This is a genomic window from Bradyrhizobium nanningense (assembly GCF_004114535.1).
Classification (GTDB): domain Bacteria; phylum Pseudomonadota; class Alphaproteobacteria; order Rhizobiales; family Xanthobacteraceae; genus Bradyrhizobium; species Bradyrhizobium nanningense.
In genome coordinates, this window is the sequence record NZ_LBJC01000029.1 from 80549 (window position 1) to 93379 (window position 12831).

A 12831-nucleotide genomic window follows, 5' to 3' on the forward strand; every position below is an offset into this window, starting at 1 on the left:
GCCCGCCTCAGCCGTGATACGCAAACAGCTCGATCGGATCGCTGAAGCCGCGCACCTCGTGCTTGCCGACGTGCTCCAGCTCGAACTTCGGCTGCACCAGCTCCGCAAAGTCGCGCGACAGCAGCACCGTTCGTCCCAGCTGCTTGGTGAGGGCTTCGAGCCGAGAGGCCATGTTGACGGCGGGGCCGATCACGGTGAAGTCGAGCCGGCTGGTCGATCCGATATTGCCGTACATGACGTCGCCGACATGGACGCCGATGCCGTAGTTCAGCGGCGCGCGGCTCGTCGCGTTGTTTCGCTCGTTCAGGGCCACCATGGCCTGACGGGCCTCGGTGACGGCATGGAGCAGGTTTGTGCAGGCGTTGGGCTCTTGAAGCGGGAAGATGGCGAGCAGTCCGTCGCCGATGAATTTCAGGATCTCGCCGCCGTGCCGCGCGATCGGCTCCGACATCGCGTCGAAATAATCGTTGAGCAGATCGATGACATCGTCGCGCGGCCAGTTGTCTGAAATCTTGGTGAAATCTCTGAGGTCGCAGATCATGATCGCTGCGCGCACCGTCGTGCCGGTGCCGCGCCGGGTGGCGCCGGCCAGGATGAGCTCGCCGGCATGGGAGCCGACATAGGTCTCCAGCAGGGTACGCGCCAGACGGTTCTTGATGCGGATTTCGCTGACCAGCGAAAGCACCGGCAAGAGCTTCTTGAGGGCGGCGATATGCGCGTGATCGAAGCCGCCGGGCCGGTCGGTCGCGAAAGTGATGAGATGCCGCTTGCCGAGCGTATGGTAGAGCGGCCATGCCACATAGTCGGTCAGGCCCCTTTCGCGCATCTCGTCGTAAAGCGCATGCTTGCGGCCGAGCGCGGGGTCACGTTCGAGATTCTCCCGCACCTCGGTCGCGCCGTCCTGCATTTCGTTGGCGGGGCTGCCGATGTATTCGGACCGCTCGCGCACGTCATAGTCGACCCGCGCGATCTCCGCCTCGCGCATGCCGTCGGACCACATGAAGCGGGCGCCAAGCCATTGCGGATGGTGGATCAGGACATGAAGCGTCGACCGCTTCAGCGGAATGCCCACCTGCTGGAGCCGAATGCACATTTGCGCGAAGATGTTGTCGATGAAGCGCTCGTCGCGCGTGCCGTTGGTCAGCCAGTCGACGACGCCGTCGGACAGCGTGGGAGCATTGTTGGTCGGCGCGTTCATATCGTGCCCCTTAAGCTGTGGCCTGCATCGCAGCACATATCGCGCTCCAGTTGCGCGCCGTCAACCTGGCCAATTGCCCGGATTGTGCGCAGGGAGCGATCGCGCTAGCCGACCGGCCGGATCGAGCCCAGCACCGCCAGCCCCGACATCAGCGCGAGCTGCGAGGCCGCGGCGAGTTCCACCTTCAGCGTGTCCGCGTGCGAAAGCAAAAATTCTTCGCCGTCGAGGCGGATGCGGCAATCGCCGCGCGCGGCGTAAACCAGATGTGTGCCGGCGGCAAGCAGCCGCGTGCCGGGCTCGCGAAGCGCAACAAGATCGATCTCCGCCGCACCGCGCCGGGCCATCAGGTTCACAACCTCGACCGGACCTTCTTCGAGCGCGGTCACGATCTCCATCTCGCCGGTGAAGCGCACCGTCGTAAAAGGTTCACGCTCGTCGAACTCCTGCGTGGGCGACTTCAGCACCAGCCCGCGACCGCCGACGACCATCTGCAAGCGATCGATGCCCGGCATGTGAGAGAACGGGCCGGGTGCCACGATCGGCGTGGACGCAAAGCGCCAGAGCAGGCTGTCCCAATTCTTCTGCGGAGCGTCTTTGCGATAGGCATCCGCAATGTCGGTGAAGATGCCGCCGCCGTTCTTCCAGGGCGCGCGCGTGTAGTCTTCGGATCTAAGCAGTGTTGCCTTCATGGAGATCCTCGATGCGTTGAGGGTGCAGGGGAGTGCGTTCGCGCGCATCCAAGAGCGGCTCGGCCTCCTTGCGCACCAAGTCCAGATGCGTGAATAGCGAGACGTGGCGGCCGTCGGGGATCGCCAGCAGCTTCGCCTGCGGGACTGCCCGGCAGACATTCTCGGCATGCGAGAACGGCACGACATTGTCGGCGCATCCGTGCACGACAAGAACAGGCGCCGAGATCGATCCCGCGGGCAGCTGTTCCAGCGCGGCAAACTGCGCGATGTCGTTGATAGTTCCCGGAAGCCGGGCGGACAGATGTGCGAACACACTCGCTTGCAAGGTGCGCAACAGCGGACCGGCCTTCGGATGGCGCAAGGTCCGTTCGCGCATGGCGACATCGGGAATCGCGCGGCGGGCACCGGCTTGCGGATTCCGTTCAGCCTGCCACTTCAGGATGCGAGGCAATCCGGGAAGACGTGCTAGGTGGCGCATCAGGCGCAGGCGCGCTTTGATCTCCGGCGGCGTTTGCAATTGTCCCGTGCAGGCCGAGACCAGCACGAGCGAGTGGCAGCGCGAAGGGTGCCGTGCGGCGAATTGCAGTGCCGAGGGACCGCCGGCGGAGACCGCAACGACCGCCGCACTCGCAATCCCGAGCGCGTCGAGCAGCGCTCCATAGACATCGGCCTGTTCGTCGGGTGACGTGCCAAGCGCGAGGCGCGAGCCGAGATAGCCCGGGCGGGACACGGCCACCACCTGCTTGTCTCTGAGCGTCCTGGCGAGGGCGCGCGCCAGCAGCCACGACTGGTCGTGGCCGCCCATGCCGCCATGGATGGCCAGGATGGCGGGCCCCTCACCTGCGATCGCGCATTGGGCTGTCCCGCGAGAGGTCTGCACCGAAACCGGGGCAGGCCCGGCGAGCGGCAGGTCGTCCGGATTTGCGATCATGCCGCAGCTTCCGGTCGTCCGGCTGCGCTGGTCTTGAGCTGGCGCAGAAGCGCGGCCGCCTCCATCGGCGGCCGACGCTCGATCCTGCGATAGGCTCGCCCATCGGCCGTGCGTGAGACGAGGCCGTGATCGCATAGTGCGCGGCGAAGCAAGGCATCGTCGGCGAAAGCGTGTCGACTGTTCAACAGCCTCTTGACTTCCGCCTCGGCCAGACTGCACCGCGGCGGGAAGCCGGACCACAACACCCAGAGGCTCAGCTGCTGCAAATTGTGGCGGGCCGGCCAACGCAGCAGCCTGCCGTGGTCGTCGAAATGGCGCGCCGCGCGTTGCACGCGTTTCAAATCGACCGCATCGTCTTGGGCCGCGGGACTGCTGCGGTCATCCGCGGGCTTGCCGACCGCACCTGCCCGGAAGTGCTGGTAGTTCTTGTGTCCAGTCGCGCGCGCAAGAATGTTGAGCAGCTCGACGTGCCCGGGTGGCGACGTCCGCTGCAGAAGCTGGGCGCGCACGGATTTCGCGAGCGCGGAGATGTCGCTCGCAACAAAAGCAATGGGAGTTCTGGCCATGACCAATCCTCGATGTGCCGATCCGGATAGGATTGTCGGAGGTCACCGGCTTACGACGCGGCACGAGGTTTGGTGTCGGTACGAATGAGCCTTGCAGGTTTAGCTTCCCTCGCGGGACGGTGACGCCTGGGTGAACTGCAGACCCACCCAATCCTTACTATAGACGCCCGGCGGGCTCAAGAGCCTGATGTGAGATGCGCGGACGGCGCGATCGGAGCGCCGCCTGTCGCGGATTCTGACGCCGCTATTTCGACGTCAGGGCCGCCACCGCCCGCCAGGCGGCGCCGGGCGCGGCCGATGCGAGCTGCCGGCAGCGGTCGCGCATCAGTTCGGCGGGACGATCGTGGCCGCGCCGCTTCAACACCGTCTCGAAATCGGCGAGCGCGTCGGCAAAGTGCCGCGCGCGATAGCAGGCGAGGCCGCGCTCGTAATCCGCGATCCAGCCGATCGCCTCGCCGCCGATGGCGCCCTCGTTCACCATCCCGATCAGTTCGTGGACGGAAAGTCCCTCCTCCCGTCCGTAGACCGCGATGCTGTCGACCTCGCGCGTGATGACGGCGCCGCGCGCCAGACGCTCGGTGGTCTCGCCGATCAGGATCTGCGTACCATAGGATTTGTTGGCGCCTTCGAGCCGGCTGGCGACGTTCACGGCATCGCCGATCACGGTGTAGTTCAGCCGCAGCTCCGAGCCGATATTGCCGACCAGCATGCGGCCCGAATTGATGCCGATCCGGATCTGGAGCGGCTGGCCGAGATCGTCGACGAGGCCCGACTCTTCCACCGCCTTGCGACAGGCGAGCGCCGCGCGGCAGCATCGCGCGGCATGATCGTCCTGCGGCTGCGGCGCGCCCCAGAACGCCATCACGGCATCGCCGATGAACTTGTCGATGGTGCCGCCATTGGCGACGATGATCTCCGAGGTGACGTCGAGATAGCGCGACAGCAGCGGCACCACGCGATCGCCGAGCCGCTCGGACAGGCCGGTGAAGCCGGCAATGTCGATGAACATCACGCTGAGCTCCTGGACGCCGCCGCCGGGCCTCGCCTCGACACCCTGGCGCAGCAGGTCGCGGACGAGATCGGCCGGGATGAACTTGCGGAAGGCGGACAGGCCGGACGCCATCTCGGCGATCGCACCGGACAGGCTCGCGATCTCCTTGAGCCGTGAGGGATGGCGGCGGACCTGCTCCAGCGCGAAGGCTTCGACATGGCGAAGCTCACCGACGACGCGCGACAGCGGCGCAGCAATGACCGAGCGCGCCAGCATCGCCGAGGCCAGCGCCGCGAGCACGGCGCCGATGGCAAGGCCCAGGATCAGGCGGTGCAACGTCGTCTCGACCGGCCCGAGAAATTCGGCCTCCGGAATCACGGTGGCGAGCGACCAGCCGGGAAACGGCAGCGGCGTCAGCGCAACCTCGTAGGCCGCGCCGGCCGTCGTGAGCCGGCTTCGCCACGCCTCCTTGCGGCCGGCCTCCCCCGCCTTGTCGAGCGCCAGCCGCGCGAGCGGCAGCAGCGTGGTATCGCCGCGCGCCGGATGGAGCTCGTCTGCGTCCTTGTCCGGCGCCGCGACGAGCTCGCCGCTGCTATCAACGATGAAGGCAGTCCCGGTGCGCCCGACCTCGAGCTGCGACAGGAAGCGCGCGAGCCTTGTGTATTCGATGATGACGGCCAGAACGCCTTGCCGCTCCTGATAGACGTCGATCGGGCCGGCAAAGGCGATCGACGGCCGCTCGCCGGTCGCGTGGTCCATCACCCTGAACCATTGCGGATCGTCCGCGTTGAGCCCGGCCTTGAACCAGGCTTGATCGGCGACGTGGAAGCCGGTCGGCTCGAAGCGGCGATTGGCGAATTCGATGTCGCCGGGCACCACGTCATATTCATCGACGCGGCGCTGGCCCGGATGATCGGTCAGCGAGATCTCCATCATCTCCAGACGACGATCGCCGAGCTTGTGCGCGGCGAAGAAGGAGCCGTCGGGCCAGCCGAAAGCGACCCAGGAGATCGTCGCCTGCGACTGCAATTGCGAGAGAAACACGAACTCCCGCTTGTCGGCCTCGCGGGTGTCGAGCACGTTCTGCAGGAACAGCGTGCGGATCGCGGTGTGCGCGGCGCGCGCCTCGTCGACGATGGCCGAGACCTCCTTGCGCACCGCCGCCACGATCTGCTCGTTGATGGTCGAGGCGAGCTGCCGGCTGGTCGCCTCCGCCGTACGCCACCAGAGCAGGCTGGAGAGGGCGGCCGTCAGCAGGATCGCAGCCAGGACCAGCGCGGACACCGCGAGGCGGATGCTGACCGTCAGCCTTGCGATCGCACGAAGCCGTCGTTCGGGATCAACGTTCATCGCTGTCTTCGCCTGCCGGTTCACGCGCGCCACTGACATTGCTCTACGCCGCCGGCGCTCGTCCGTTACGTCTGGCAGGAAACCGACCCGCGCCGCCAATGCCCGGTGGCTACCGTCTCGATAGAGCCTAGGCATTGGCTTTGAGCCGACGCCTGCCCGCTAATACCGGCCCAAGCGCACCGGCGGTGCGCCCGATCCAATCGGTCTCACGGCTTCGTGAGCAGCCTGCAGGTAACGCAAGCTGCGCGCGCGGCGAAGGAGACCATGCGCGCATCGCCTGCCAGGCGGCGCCCATCTCGAACAGGAGAATCTCGATGTCTGCCAAACATGCCGTCACCTCGCTGGTCCTCGCCGGCGCCGTATCGACCGCGCTCGCGACCCTCGCCGCCGCCGGCCCGCTGACCAAGGCCGAGGCGGAGGCTGCGGTCGCCGCCAAGAAGGAGAAGTGCTTCGGCGTCGCGCTGAAGGGCCAGAACGATTGCGCGGCCGGACCGGGCACGACCTGCCAGGGCACCTCGACCGTCGACTTCCAGGGCAACGCCTGGAAATTCGTGCAAGGCGGCACCTGCACCAGCATCGAGCTGCCGGGCGGCAAGAAGGGTTCGCTCAAGCCGGTCTAACGGACGGCGCGACGTCGCCAGCGAGCACGAACGGAGCAGCACGATGAGCACGGTGATCCAGCCGACCCGACCGGCAGCCACGCCGCTCCGCTTCGCGACCCCGATCGGCGGCGTTGCCGGGACGAGCTTCAAGCCCGAGCATCTGCCTGATATCCGCGAGGCCGGACCTCGGCGTGGCTTCTTCGAGGTCCATGCCGAGAACTACATGGGCGACGGCGGCCCGCCGCATCGCGCGCTGGAGGCGATCCGCCGCGACCATCCGCTGTCCCTGCATGGCGTCTGCATGTCGATCGGCGGACCGCGGCCGCTCGACAAGGCGCATCTGGCGCGCTTCCGCGGCCTGGTCGCGCGCTATCAGCCGGCGCTGGTGTCCGAGCATCTGGCCTGGTCGACCCATGAGACCAGCTTCTTCAACGATCTGCTGCCGCTGCCCTATACCGAAACGACGCTGGCTTGCGTCTGCGACCACATCGACCAGGTGCAGGAGGCGATCCGCCGTCCGCTGCTCCTGGAAAACCCGTCGACCTATGTCGCCTTCCGCGAATCCTCGATGCGCGAGACCGAGTTCATCCGGGCCATCGCCCAGCGCACCGGCTGCGGGCTGCTGCTTGATATCAACAACGTATTCGTCTCGGCCACCAATCACGGCTTTTCGGCACTCGATTATCTCGCGGATTTCCCGCTGTCGCACGTCCGGGAAATTCATCTTGCGGGCCATGCCGAGCAGACCGACGACGAAGGCGATCTGCTGTTGATCGACAGCCACGACGGCCCGGTCGCGGACGCCGTCTGGAAGCTTTACGAGATCGTGATCCGGCGCCGCGGCGCCGTGCCGACGCTGATCGAATGGGACAGCAAGATTCCGGATTGGCCGGTGCTGCAGGCGGAAGCCGCTGCCGCACAGGCCATCCTCGACCGTCATCAGTCCGCGGCGACTGGAGGAGAACGTCATGCGGCCTGAAGCCAGTTTGTCCTTCGCCGATTCGTTCGCGCCGGCGCTGCTGGATCCGGCACGCAGCACGCCTGAGGTCGTGACCGGCCCGAACGGCAAGGCCGCCGGCCGGCGCTACGACGTCTACCGCAACAACGTCACGGTCAGCCTGATCGACGCGCTGGCCGCGGTCTACCCGGCGGTGCAGCGCATCACCGGCGCCGAGTTCTTTCGCGCCATGGCGCGCTTCCATGTTCGCAGCAATCCACCGACCTCGCCGCTGCTGTTCCAGTATGGCCGCGAGTTTCCCGCGTTCATCGAAGCTTACGAGCATGCGCAAGATATGCCCTGGCTCGCCGACGTCGCGCGCATCGAGCGAGCCTGGCTCGACGCCTATCACGCGGGCGACGCCGCGCCGCTGCTCCCGACTCGGCTGTCGGCGATCGCGCCGGGACGGCTCGCGGACGCCGTCTTCATCCCGCATCCGGCGATGCGGATCGTCCGCTCGCCGTTTGCCGCCGTCACGATCTTCGCCGCCAACCGCGACGACGCCCCGGTCGACCGCATCGATGCGTCCAGGCCGGAGGACGCGCTGATCACACGGCCCGAATTCGACGTCGCGGTGCGGCACCTTCCGGCCGGCGGCGCCGTCTTTGCCGCCTGCCTCGCATCCGGTCAGCCGCTCGGCGAAGCTGCCGCTACGGCACTGGATGCATCGCCCGAATTCGACATCGCCGCGAACATCGCCGGCCTGATCGAAGCCGGCGCCTTCACCTCGCTTGCTTGCGGAGACGCATCATGATCACGGACCAACGCATGGCGTCGGGCGGCGGACTGCCGTCGCTCTGGCTGCTCGTCGTCAAGGTCAATCAACTTGTGCAGACGATCGCCACCCCCTCGCTGGTCCAACTCGTGGTGCGCCTCGCGCTGGCGGTGCCGTTCTGGCGCTCGGGCATGCTCAAATGGGGCGGCTTCCTCAGGCTCAACGACACCGCCGTGACGCTGTTCAGCGACGAGTTCATGCTGCATCTGCCGGGCGGGCCCTATCACTTTCCAGCCCCGACATTGATGGCATTCCTGTCGGGCTCCGGCGAGATCATGTTTCCGATCCTGCTCGTGCTCGGGCTCGGTACACGATTCGCAGGGCTTGGACTCTTGTTCATGACCGTCATCGTCGAGCTCACGGTGCCCGACGGCTGGCCGATCCACCTCACCTGGGCGGCGATGGCGCTCGGCATCATGGCTTACGGGCCGGGAAACATCTCGCTCGACCACCTGCTCTGTCGCGCCCGATCGCACGCGCGGTAGTTACCCGATTTGTATCTCCACGAGCACTCCGTCATCCTGAGGTGCGCGCCCTTGCGCGCCTCGAAGGATGGGCCGCGGGCGCCTGTAGCCCATCCTTCGAGGCTCACTTGCGATGCGAGTGCATCGCAGGTGAGCACGCGCGGATGGAGCGCTTTACATCCCGCTCAACCCGCTATCCACCGCGAGCGTTTGCGCCGTGACGTAGACGCTTTCGTCCGACAGGAAGAACAGCACCGCGTAGGCGATCTCCCATGCCGTGGCCTGGCGGCCGAACGGAATGTGGCCCTTGCCGCGATTGGGGCGGCCGGCGCCGGCTTCGCGGCCGTTCGGGGTGTCGACGAGGCCGGGATAGACGAGATTGGCGCGAATGCCGCGGCGCGACCCGAGATGGGCGATGTTGCGCATCAGGCCGCCGAGCGCGGCTTTCGACGAATCGTACACCGCCATTTGCGAGCCGGCCTTCAGCGCGGCGATCGACGAGATGAAGACGATGGCGCCGCCATCGTCGAATTTCGGCAGCGCGGCGCGGCAGCACAGCATGGGGCCGCGGACGTTGACGTCGTAGATCCTGTTCCACTCTTCCGGGCTGACGGCATCGAGCCCGGTCTTGCCGAAGGTGCCGATGTTCAGCACCATGCCGTCGAGGCCGCCCATGGTGCGATGCGCATCCTCGATCATGCGGATAACATCGGCTTCGCTGGTGACGTCGGCGGCAATGGCGAAGGCCTCGCCGCCCTCGTCGGTGATGCGCTTGACGGTCTGCTGAGCAGAAGCGAAGTTGAGATCGGCGACCGCGACCTTCGCGCCCTCGCGTGCGCACAGAACGGTCATGGCGCGGCCATTGCCGATCGGATCGGTGGCGGCGTCAAACACGCGCTGGCCGCCGCCGACAATCAGGATGCGACGACCTTTCAGCCGCTCCCTGCCCGGCGCCTCACCCAGAGATTCCGCGCTCGGCGGACGGATATAGCGCTCCGGTTTGCGCTCGGTTTCCGTCATCTCAGCCGCTCGACTTCTTGCCGCCCTCATAGACCGTCATGCCGGCGGCGGGATCGAGATCGGTCTCGGTCGCCTCGGTCACGCGCGCCATCATCATGTAGAAACCGAGCGCGACGATAGACTCCACGATCTCCTGGTCGCTGAAGTATTTTCGCGCGGCAGCAAAGATGGCCTCGGGCACACGGACGTTCTCGACGACTTCACGCCCGAACCTCAGCAAGGCGCGCTCCGACTCATTCAGCGCGGCAGCATCGTAGTCACCGCGCTCGACCGCATCGACCTGGGCCTGCGTGCAGCCGACGCCGAGCGCGATCGGCACGTGCTGGCGCCACTCATAGGCGCCGCCCTCGAGTTGGGCCGCCTGGAGGATCAGCAGCTCGCGGTTGACGGCGGAGAGCTTCTGCTTGTGCAGGATCGAATTGCCGAGCCGCATCGCCGGAATCATGTTGGCCTCGGCATGGGCCATCATGCGGAAGATGTTGAGCTTGACTGGCATGCGGTCGAACGAGGCGCGGATGTCGCCGCTCGTCGTCTCCGGATCAATCAGAGGCAGCCTTGCCACGGTTCTCTCCCTTTGGCTTTCGTTTCTTGGTGTCGGCGCCCCCTGCCGCAATCAGCGACAGGAAGAAGGGGAGATAGCGGTCGATCGCCTCGAGCACCTTGGCTCGGGGAGACGGCACCGCGCCCATCACGTAATGCTCGAGGCGGATGTAGATCAGGCCAGCGGCGAACAGCCGCGCGGTCTCGCGCGAATCCGGCGTCGAGATCAGGCCGGCGAGCGCGAAGCCGCGGAAATAATCCGTCATCAGGCTCTGCTCGCGCGCGTAAAAATGGTCGGCGAATTTGGCGCGGATGCCCGGGACGCGGTTGCGCTCGGCGGTGATGACTTTCTGAAACTGGTGTTCGCGCGGGTCGGACCATTGCTCGACGAGGTCCAAGGCAAACTGCCGGCAGAACGCGGCGGGCTGGCGCGCGAGCTGCTTGTAGCGCGGCTCCTCCAGCCGGCTCGCCGAACTCGCGGGACCGTGCTCGGCCACGATCGCCTCCAGGATCGCGGCCTTGCCGCTGAAGTGGTTGTAGAGGCTGCTCTCGCGAATGCCGACGCGGCGCGCCAGCTCGCGCATCGAGGCGCCGCCATAGCCGCTCTGCGCGAACAGGTCGAGCGCTTCGATGAGGATGCGCTCGCGCGTCGTGGGCGCGGCTGCTTCCGCAGCGGTGGGGGTATGGACAGCCATGATGGCTTGACTAACGAACGACCGTTCGCTAGTCAAGCGTACGAACGATCGTTCGTTTTTCATATCATATGCGACGATCCGCGACCGCGACGCGGCAACAGCTCTGCATGCGCGGGGCATTTCAACTCCGTTCGATAAGCGGAGAAGCAATTGGGAGACAACGCCATGGCACGCCTCGCCCGCTTTTTGCCCGCGCGGCAAACCATTATAACGCTTCGCCTCGTCACATCGTCGCTGCTGATCCTGTCTGCGGCCGTGCCCGCACAGGCCGAGGATCCCGCCGCCTACCCCGCCCACAAGATCCGGATGCTGCTGCCCTATGCGGCCGGCGGCGGCGGTGACGTGGTCGGCCGGCTGCTTGCGGACAGGATGGGCAAGACGCTCGGACAGAGCATCTATATCGAGAACCACACGGGTGCGGCCGGCACGCTCGGCACGCAGATGGTCGCGACGTCGCCAAACGACGGCTACACCATCACCGTCGGCGGAATGACCACGCATGTGCTGGCCCCCGCCATCTATCCAAAGCTGCCCTACGATCCGATCAAGGATTTCACGACGATCGGCCGCGTCGGCACCTCCTCGATCATGCTGGTCGCGACCAGGAATTTCGCCGCCAATGACATCAACGGCCTGGTCGCGCTCGCCAAGAAGGGTGAGCCGGTCCAGTACGGCAGCTGGGGCGTCGGCTCGACCGGGCAGTTCTGTGCCGAAATCCTGATGCAGCAGACCGGCATCAAGATGGATCACGTGCCGTTCAACGGCATCGCAAAATTAGCCGGCGACCTGCTCGGCGGCCACATCTCGCTGGCGACGCTCGACGTCGCGACCGCGACGCCGCTGGTGAAGGACGGCTCGATCAAGGCGCTGGCCGCCTGCGGCGAGCGCTCGCCGAGCCTGCCTGACGTCGCCAGCTACAAGGAGCAGGGCGTGCCGTTCGACCGCAACCTGTCCTGGGCGATGTATGCGCCGGCAGGCCTTGCCGAGCCGATCGCGAAGAGACTGTCGGCGGCGCTGAAGGAGGCGCTTGGCGATGATCAGGTGAAGCAGAAGCTGCTGGCGCTCGGCATCACGCCGCAATTCGTGCCCGGCGAGGAGCAGCGCGACATCAACGCCCGCGACATTGCGGCCTGGCAGCAGGTTGCAAAGGACGCCGGCATCGAGATCAAGTGAGCAGGAGTAACGTGGCGGGCCGCTTGCGTGTGGCGATCCTTCGAGACGCCCGCCTGCGGCGGGCCCTCAGGATGAGGTCCCATCATGTGGCGAGATATCAGACCCTCATGGTGAGGAGCCCGCCAAAGCGGGCGTCTCGAACCATGCAGGCTATGCTCGTCCCACGGCCTCGCGCTGTCCTGCGTGATAGTGATGCGGTAGTTTGAGTTGAAACAAGGAGCGCGGGCATGAGCCGCATCTTCGGCGCGGTGCGCCAGAACGGGTATGTGGTGCGGGACATCCACGCTGCGATGAAGCACTGGATCGAGGTGATGGGCGTCGGCCCCTGGTACTACATGGACCGCGTCAAGACCGACTGGTTTCGCCACCGCGGCCAGGACTCTGCGGTCGAGATGAGTATTGCGCTGGCCAATTCCGGCGATCTCCAGATCGAGTTGATCCAGCAGCGCAACGACGCGCCTTCGCTGTACAAGGAATTTCTCGACGCCGGACACGAAGGCCTGCAGCACATGTCCTACTGGAGCCACGACTACCAGGCGCTCTACGACAAGGCGATCGGGCTCGGCTACAGGATCGGCCATGAGGGCCAGATCGGCGGCGACCGCGGGCGCTTTGCCTATTTCGACACCCAGGCCCATCCGGGCACGGTGATCGAGATTTCGGACATCAGCGGCACCAAGGGGCCGTTCTTCGAGCGTGTCCGGCAGGCGGCCTTGAGCTGGGACGGCACGCGGCCGATCCGCGAGGTCGGCGGCGGGAGGTCGTAGGATCGATCGCCGGTGGATTTCGCGGCGTTGCTGGCTCGCGCGGGGAGCCATGCTAACATGCACTTCGCATTCG

At 66.3% G+C, this 12831-nt stretch carries 14 protein-coding genes; 6 read left to right on the forward strand and 8 right to left on the reverse strand.

Annotated elements, in window-relative coordinates; translation table 11 throughout:
- Window positions 1-7 precede the first annotated feature (7 nt).
- From XH84_RS24650 to XH84_RS24670, 5 genes are all read right to left on the reverse strand, one after another.
- A complete protein-coding gene (locus XH84_RS24650) occupies window positions 8-1198 on the reverse strand; it encodes an adenylate/guanylate cyclase domain-containing protein (protein WP_128918650.1) in 1191 nt (396 codons plus the stop codon).
- A 104-nt stretch (window positions 1199-1302) separates the two neighbouring features.
- On the reverse strand, window positions 1303-1887 hold the full coding sequence (locus XH84_RS24655) for a HutD/Ves family protein (protein ID WP_164936148.1): 585 nt from the start codon (window positions 1885-1887) through the stop codon (window positions 1303-1305).
- A complete protein-coding gene (locus XH84_RS24660; RefSeq protein WP_128918652.1) occupies window positions 1868-2818 on the reverse strand; it encodes an alpha/beta fold hydrolase in 951 nt (316 codons plus the stop codon). Before XH84_RS24660 ends, XH84_RS24655 begins: the two co-directional genes overlap by 20 nt.
- Window positions 2815-3384, reverse strand: a complete 570-nt coding sequence (locus tag XH84_RS24665) for a DUF2087 domain-containing protein (RefSeq protein WP_128918708.1) — start codon at window positions 3382-3384, stop codon at window positions 2815-2817. The genes XH84_RS24660 and XH84_RS24665 overlap by 4 nt, the downstream gene beginning before the upstream one ends.
- Before the next feature lie 244 nt (window positions 3385-3628).
- Window positions 3629-5725 (reverse strand): adenylate/guanylate cyclase domain-containing protein, encoded by a 2097-nt coding sequence (locus XH84_RS24670; RefSeq protein WP_128918653.1) that lies wholly within the window; start codon window positions 5723-5725, stop codon window positions 3629-3631.
- Between the two features lie 314 nt (window positions 5726-6039).
- Here XH84_RS24670 and XH84_RS24675 point away from each other — a divergent pair, with 314 nt between their 5' ends.
- From XH84_RS24675 to XH84_RS24690, 4 genes are read left to right on the forward strand one after another with little or no spacing between them, the layout of a single operon-like run.
- Window positions 6040-6345, forward strand: a complete 306-nt coding sequence (locus XH84_RS24675) for a BufA1 family periplasmic bufferin-type metallophore (protein WP_128918654.1) — start codon at window positions 6040-6042, stop codon at window positions 6343-6345.
- 43 nt (window positions 6346-6388) lie between these two features.
- A complete protein-coding gene (gene bufB / locus XH84_RS24680) occupies window positions 6389-7306 on the forward strand; it encodes an MNIO family bufferin maturase (RefSeq protein ID WP_128918655.1) in 918 nt (305 codons plus the stop codon).
- Entirely contained in the window at window positions 7296-8078 is a 783-nt protein-coding gene (locus XH84_RS24685; RefSeq protein WP_128918656.1) for an HvfC/BufC N-terminal domain-containing protein, read from the forward strand. Before bufB ends, XH84_RS24685 begins: the two co-directional genes overlap by 11 nt.
- A complete protein-coding gene (locus tag XH84_RS24690; protein ID WP_128918657.1) occupies window positions 8075-8584 on the forward strand; it encodes a DoxX family protein in 510 nt (169 codons plus the stop codon). The genes XH84_RS24685 and XH84_RS24690 overlap by 4 nt, the downstream gene beginning before the upstream one ends.
- A 153-nt stretch (window positions 8585-8737) precedes the next feature.
- On the opposite strand, the gene XH84_RS24695 is transcribed toward XH84_RS24690, so the two are convergent.
- From XH84_RS24695 to XH84_RS24705, 3 genes are read right to left on the reverse strand one after another with little or no spacing between them, the layout of a single operon-like run.
- Complete coding sequence (locus XH84_RS24695) at window positions 8738-9583, reverse strand: SDR family NAD(P)-dependent oxidoreductase (protein WP_164936149.1); 846 nt, start codon at window positions 9581-9583, stop codon at window positions 8738-8740.
- Between the two features lies 1 nt (window position 9584).
- Entirely contained in the window at window positions 9585-10145 is a 561-nt protein-coding gene (locus tag XH84_RS24700) for a carboxymuconolactone decarboxylase family protein (RefSeq protein WP_128918659.1), read from the reverse strand.
- Window positions 10123-10818 carry a TetR/AcrR family transcriptional regulator gene (locus tag XH84_RS24705; RefSeq protein WP_128918660.1) on the reverse strand — a complete coding sequence of 232 codons (696 nt, stop codon included), beginning with the start codon at window positions 10816-10818 and terminating at the stop codon, window positions 10123-10125. Before XH84_RS24705 ends, XH84_RS24700 begins: the two co-directional genes overlap by 23 nt.
- Window positions 10819-11025: 207 nt before the next feature.
- Between XH84_RS24705 and XH84_RS24710 the strand changes: the two genes are divergently transcribed.
- Window positions 11026-11991, forward strand: a complete 966-nt coding sequence (locus tag XH84_RS24710) for a Bug family tripartite tricarboxylate transporter substrate binding protein (RefSeq protein ID WP_164936161.1) — start codon at window positions 11026-11028, stop codon at window positions 11989-11991.
- A 227-nt stretch (window positions 11992-12218) separates the two neighbouring features.
- On the forward strand, window positions 12219-12758 hold the full coding sequence (locus tag XH84_RS24715) for a VOC family protein (RefSeq protein ID WP_128918662.1): 540 nt from the start codon (window positions 12219-12221) through the stop codon (window positions 12756-12758).
- The last annotated feature ends 73 nt before the right edge of the window (window positions 12759-12831 follow it).

Bases quoted from the DNA above. Each gene is read 5' to 3' on its own strand.
- XH84_RS24650 (WP_128918650.1), bottom strand. From the start codon at position 1,198: ATGAACGCGCCGACCAACAATGCTCCCACGCTGTCCGACGGCGTCGTC.
- XH84_RS24655 (WP_164936148.1), bottom strand. From the start codon at position 1,887: ATGAAGGCAACACTGCTTAGATCCGAAGACTACACGCGCGCGCCCTGG.
- XH84_RS24660 (WP_128918652.1), bottom strand. From the start codon at position 2,818: ATGATCGCAAATCCGGACGACCTGCCGCTCGCCGGGCCTGCCCCGGTT.
- XH84_RS24665 (WP_128918708.1), bottom strand. From the start codon at position 3,384: ATGGCCAGAACTCCCATTGCTTTTGTTGCGAGCGACATCTCCGCGCTC.
- XH84_RS24670 (WP_128918653.1), bottom strand. From the start codon at position 5,725: ATGAACGTTGATCCCGAACGACGGCTTCGTGCGATCGCAAGGCTGACG.
- XH84_RS24675 (WP_128918654.1), top strand. From the start codon at position 6,040: ATGTCTGCCAAACATGCCGTCACCTCGCTGGTCCTCGCCGGCGCCGTA.
- bufB (WP_128918655.1), top strand. From the start codon at position 6,389: ATGAGCACGGTGATCCAGCCGACCCGACCGGCAGCCACGCCGCTCCGC.
- XH84_RS24685 (WP_128918656.1), top strand. From the start codon at position 7,296: ATGCGGCCTGAAGCCAGTTTGTCCTTCGCCGATTCGTTCGCGCCGGCG.
- XH84_RS24690 (WP_128918657.1), top strand. From the start codon at position 8,075: ATGATCACGGACCAACGCATGGCGTCGGGCGGCGGACTGCCGTCGCTC.
- XH84_RS24695 (WP_164936149.1), bottom strand. From the start codon at position 9,583: ATGACGGAAACCGAGCGCAAACCGGAGCGCTATATCCGTCCGCCGAGC.
- XH84_RS24705 (WP_128918660.1), bottom strand. From the start codon at position 10,818: ATGGCTGTCCATACCCCCACCGCTGCGGAAGCAGCCGCGCCCACGACG.
- XH84_RS24715 (WP_128918662.1), top strand. From the start codon at position 12,219: ATGAGCCGCATCTTCGGCGCGGTGCGCCAGAACGGGTATGTGGTGCGG.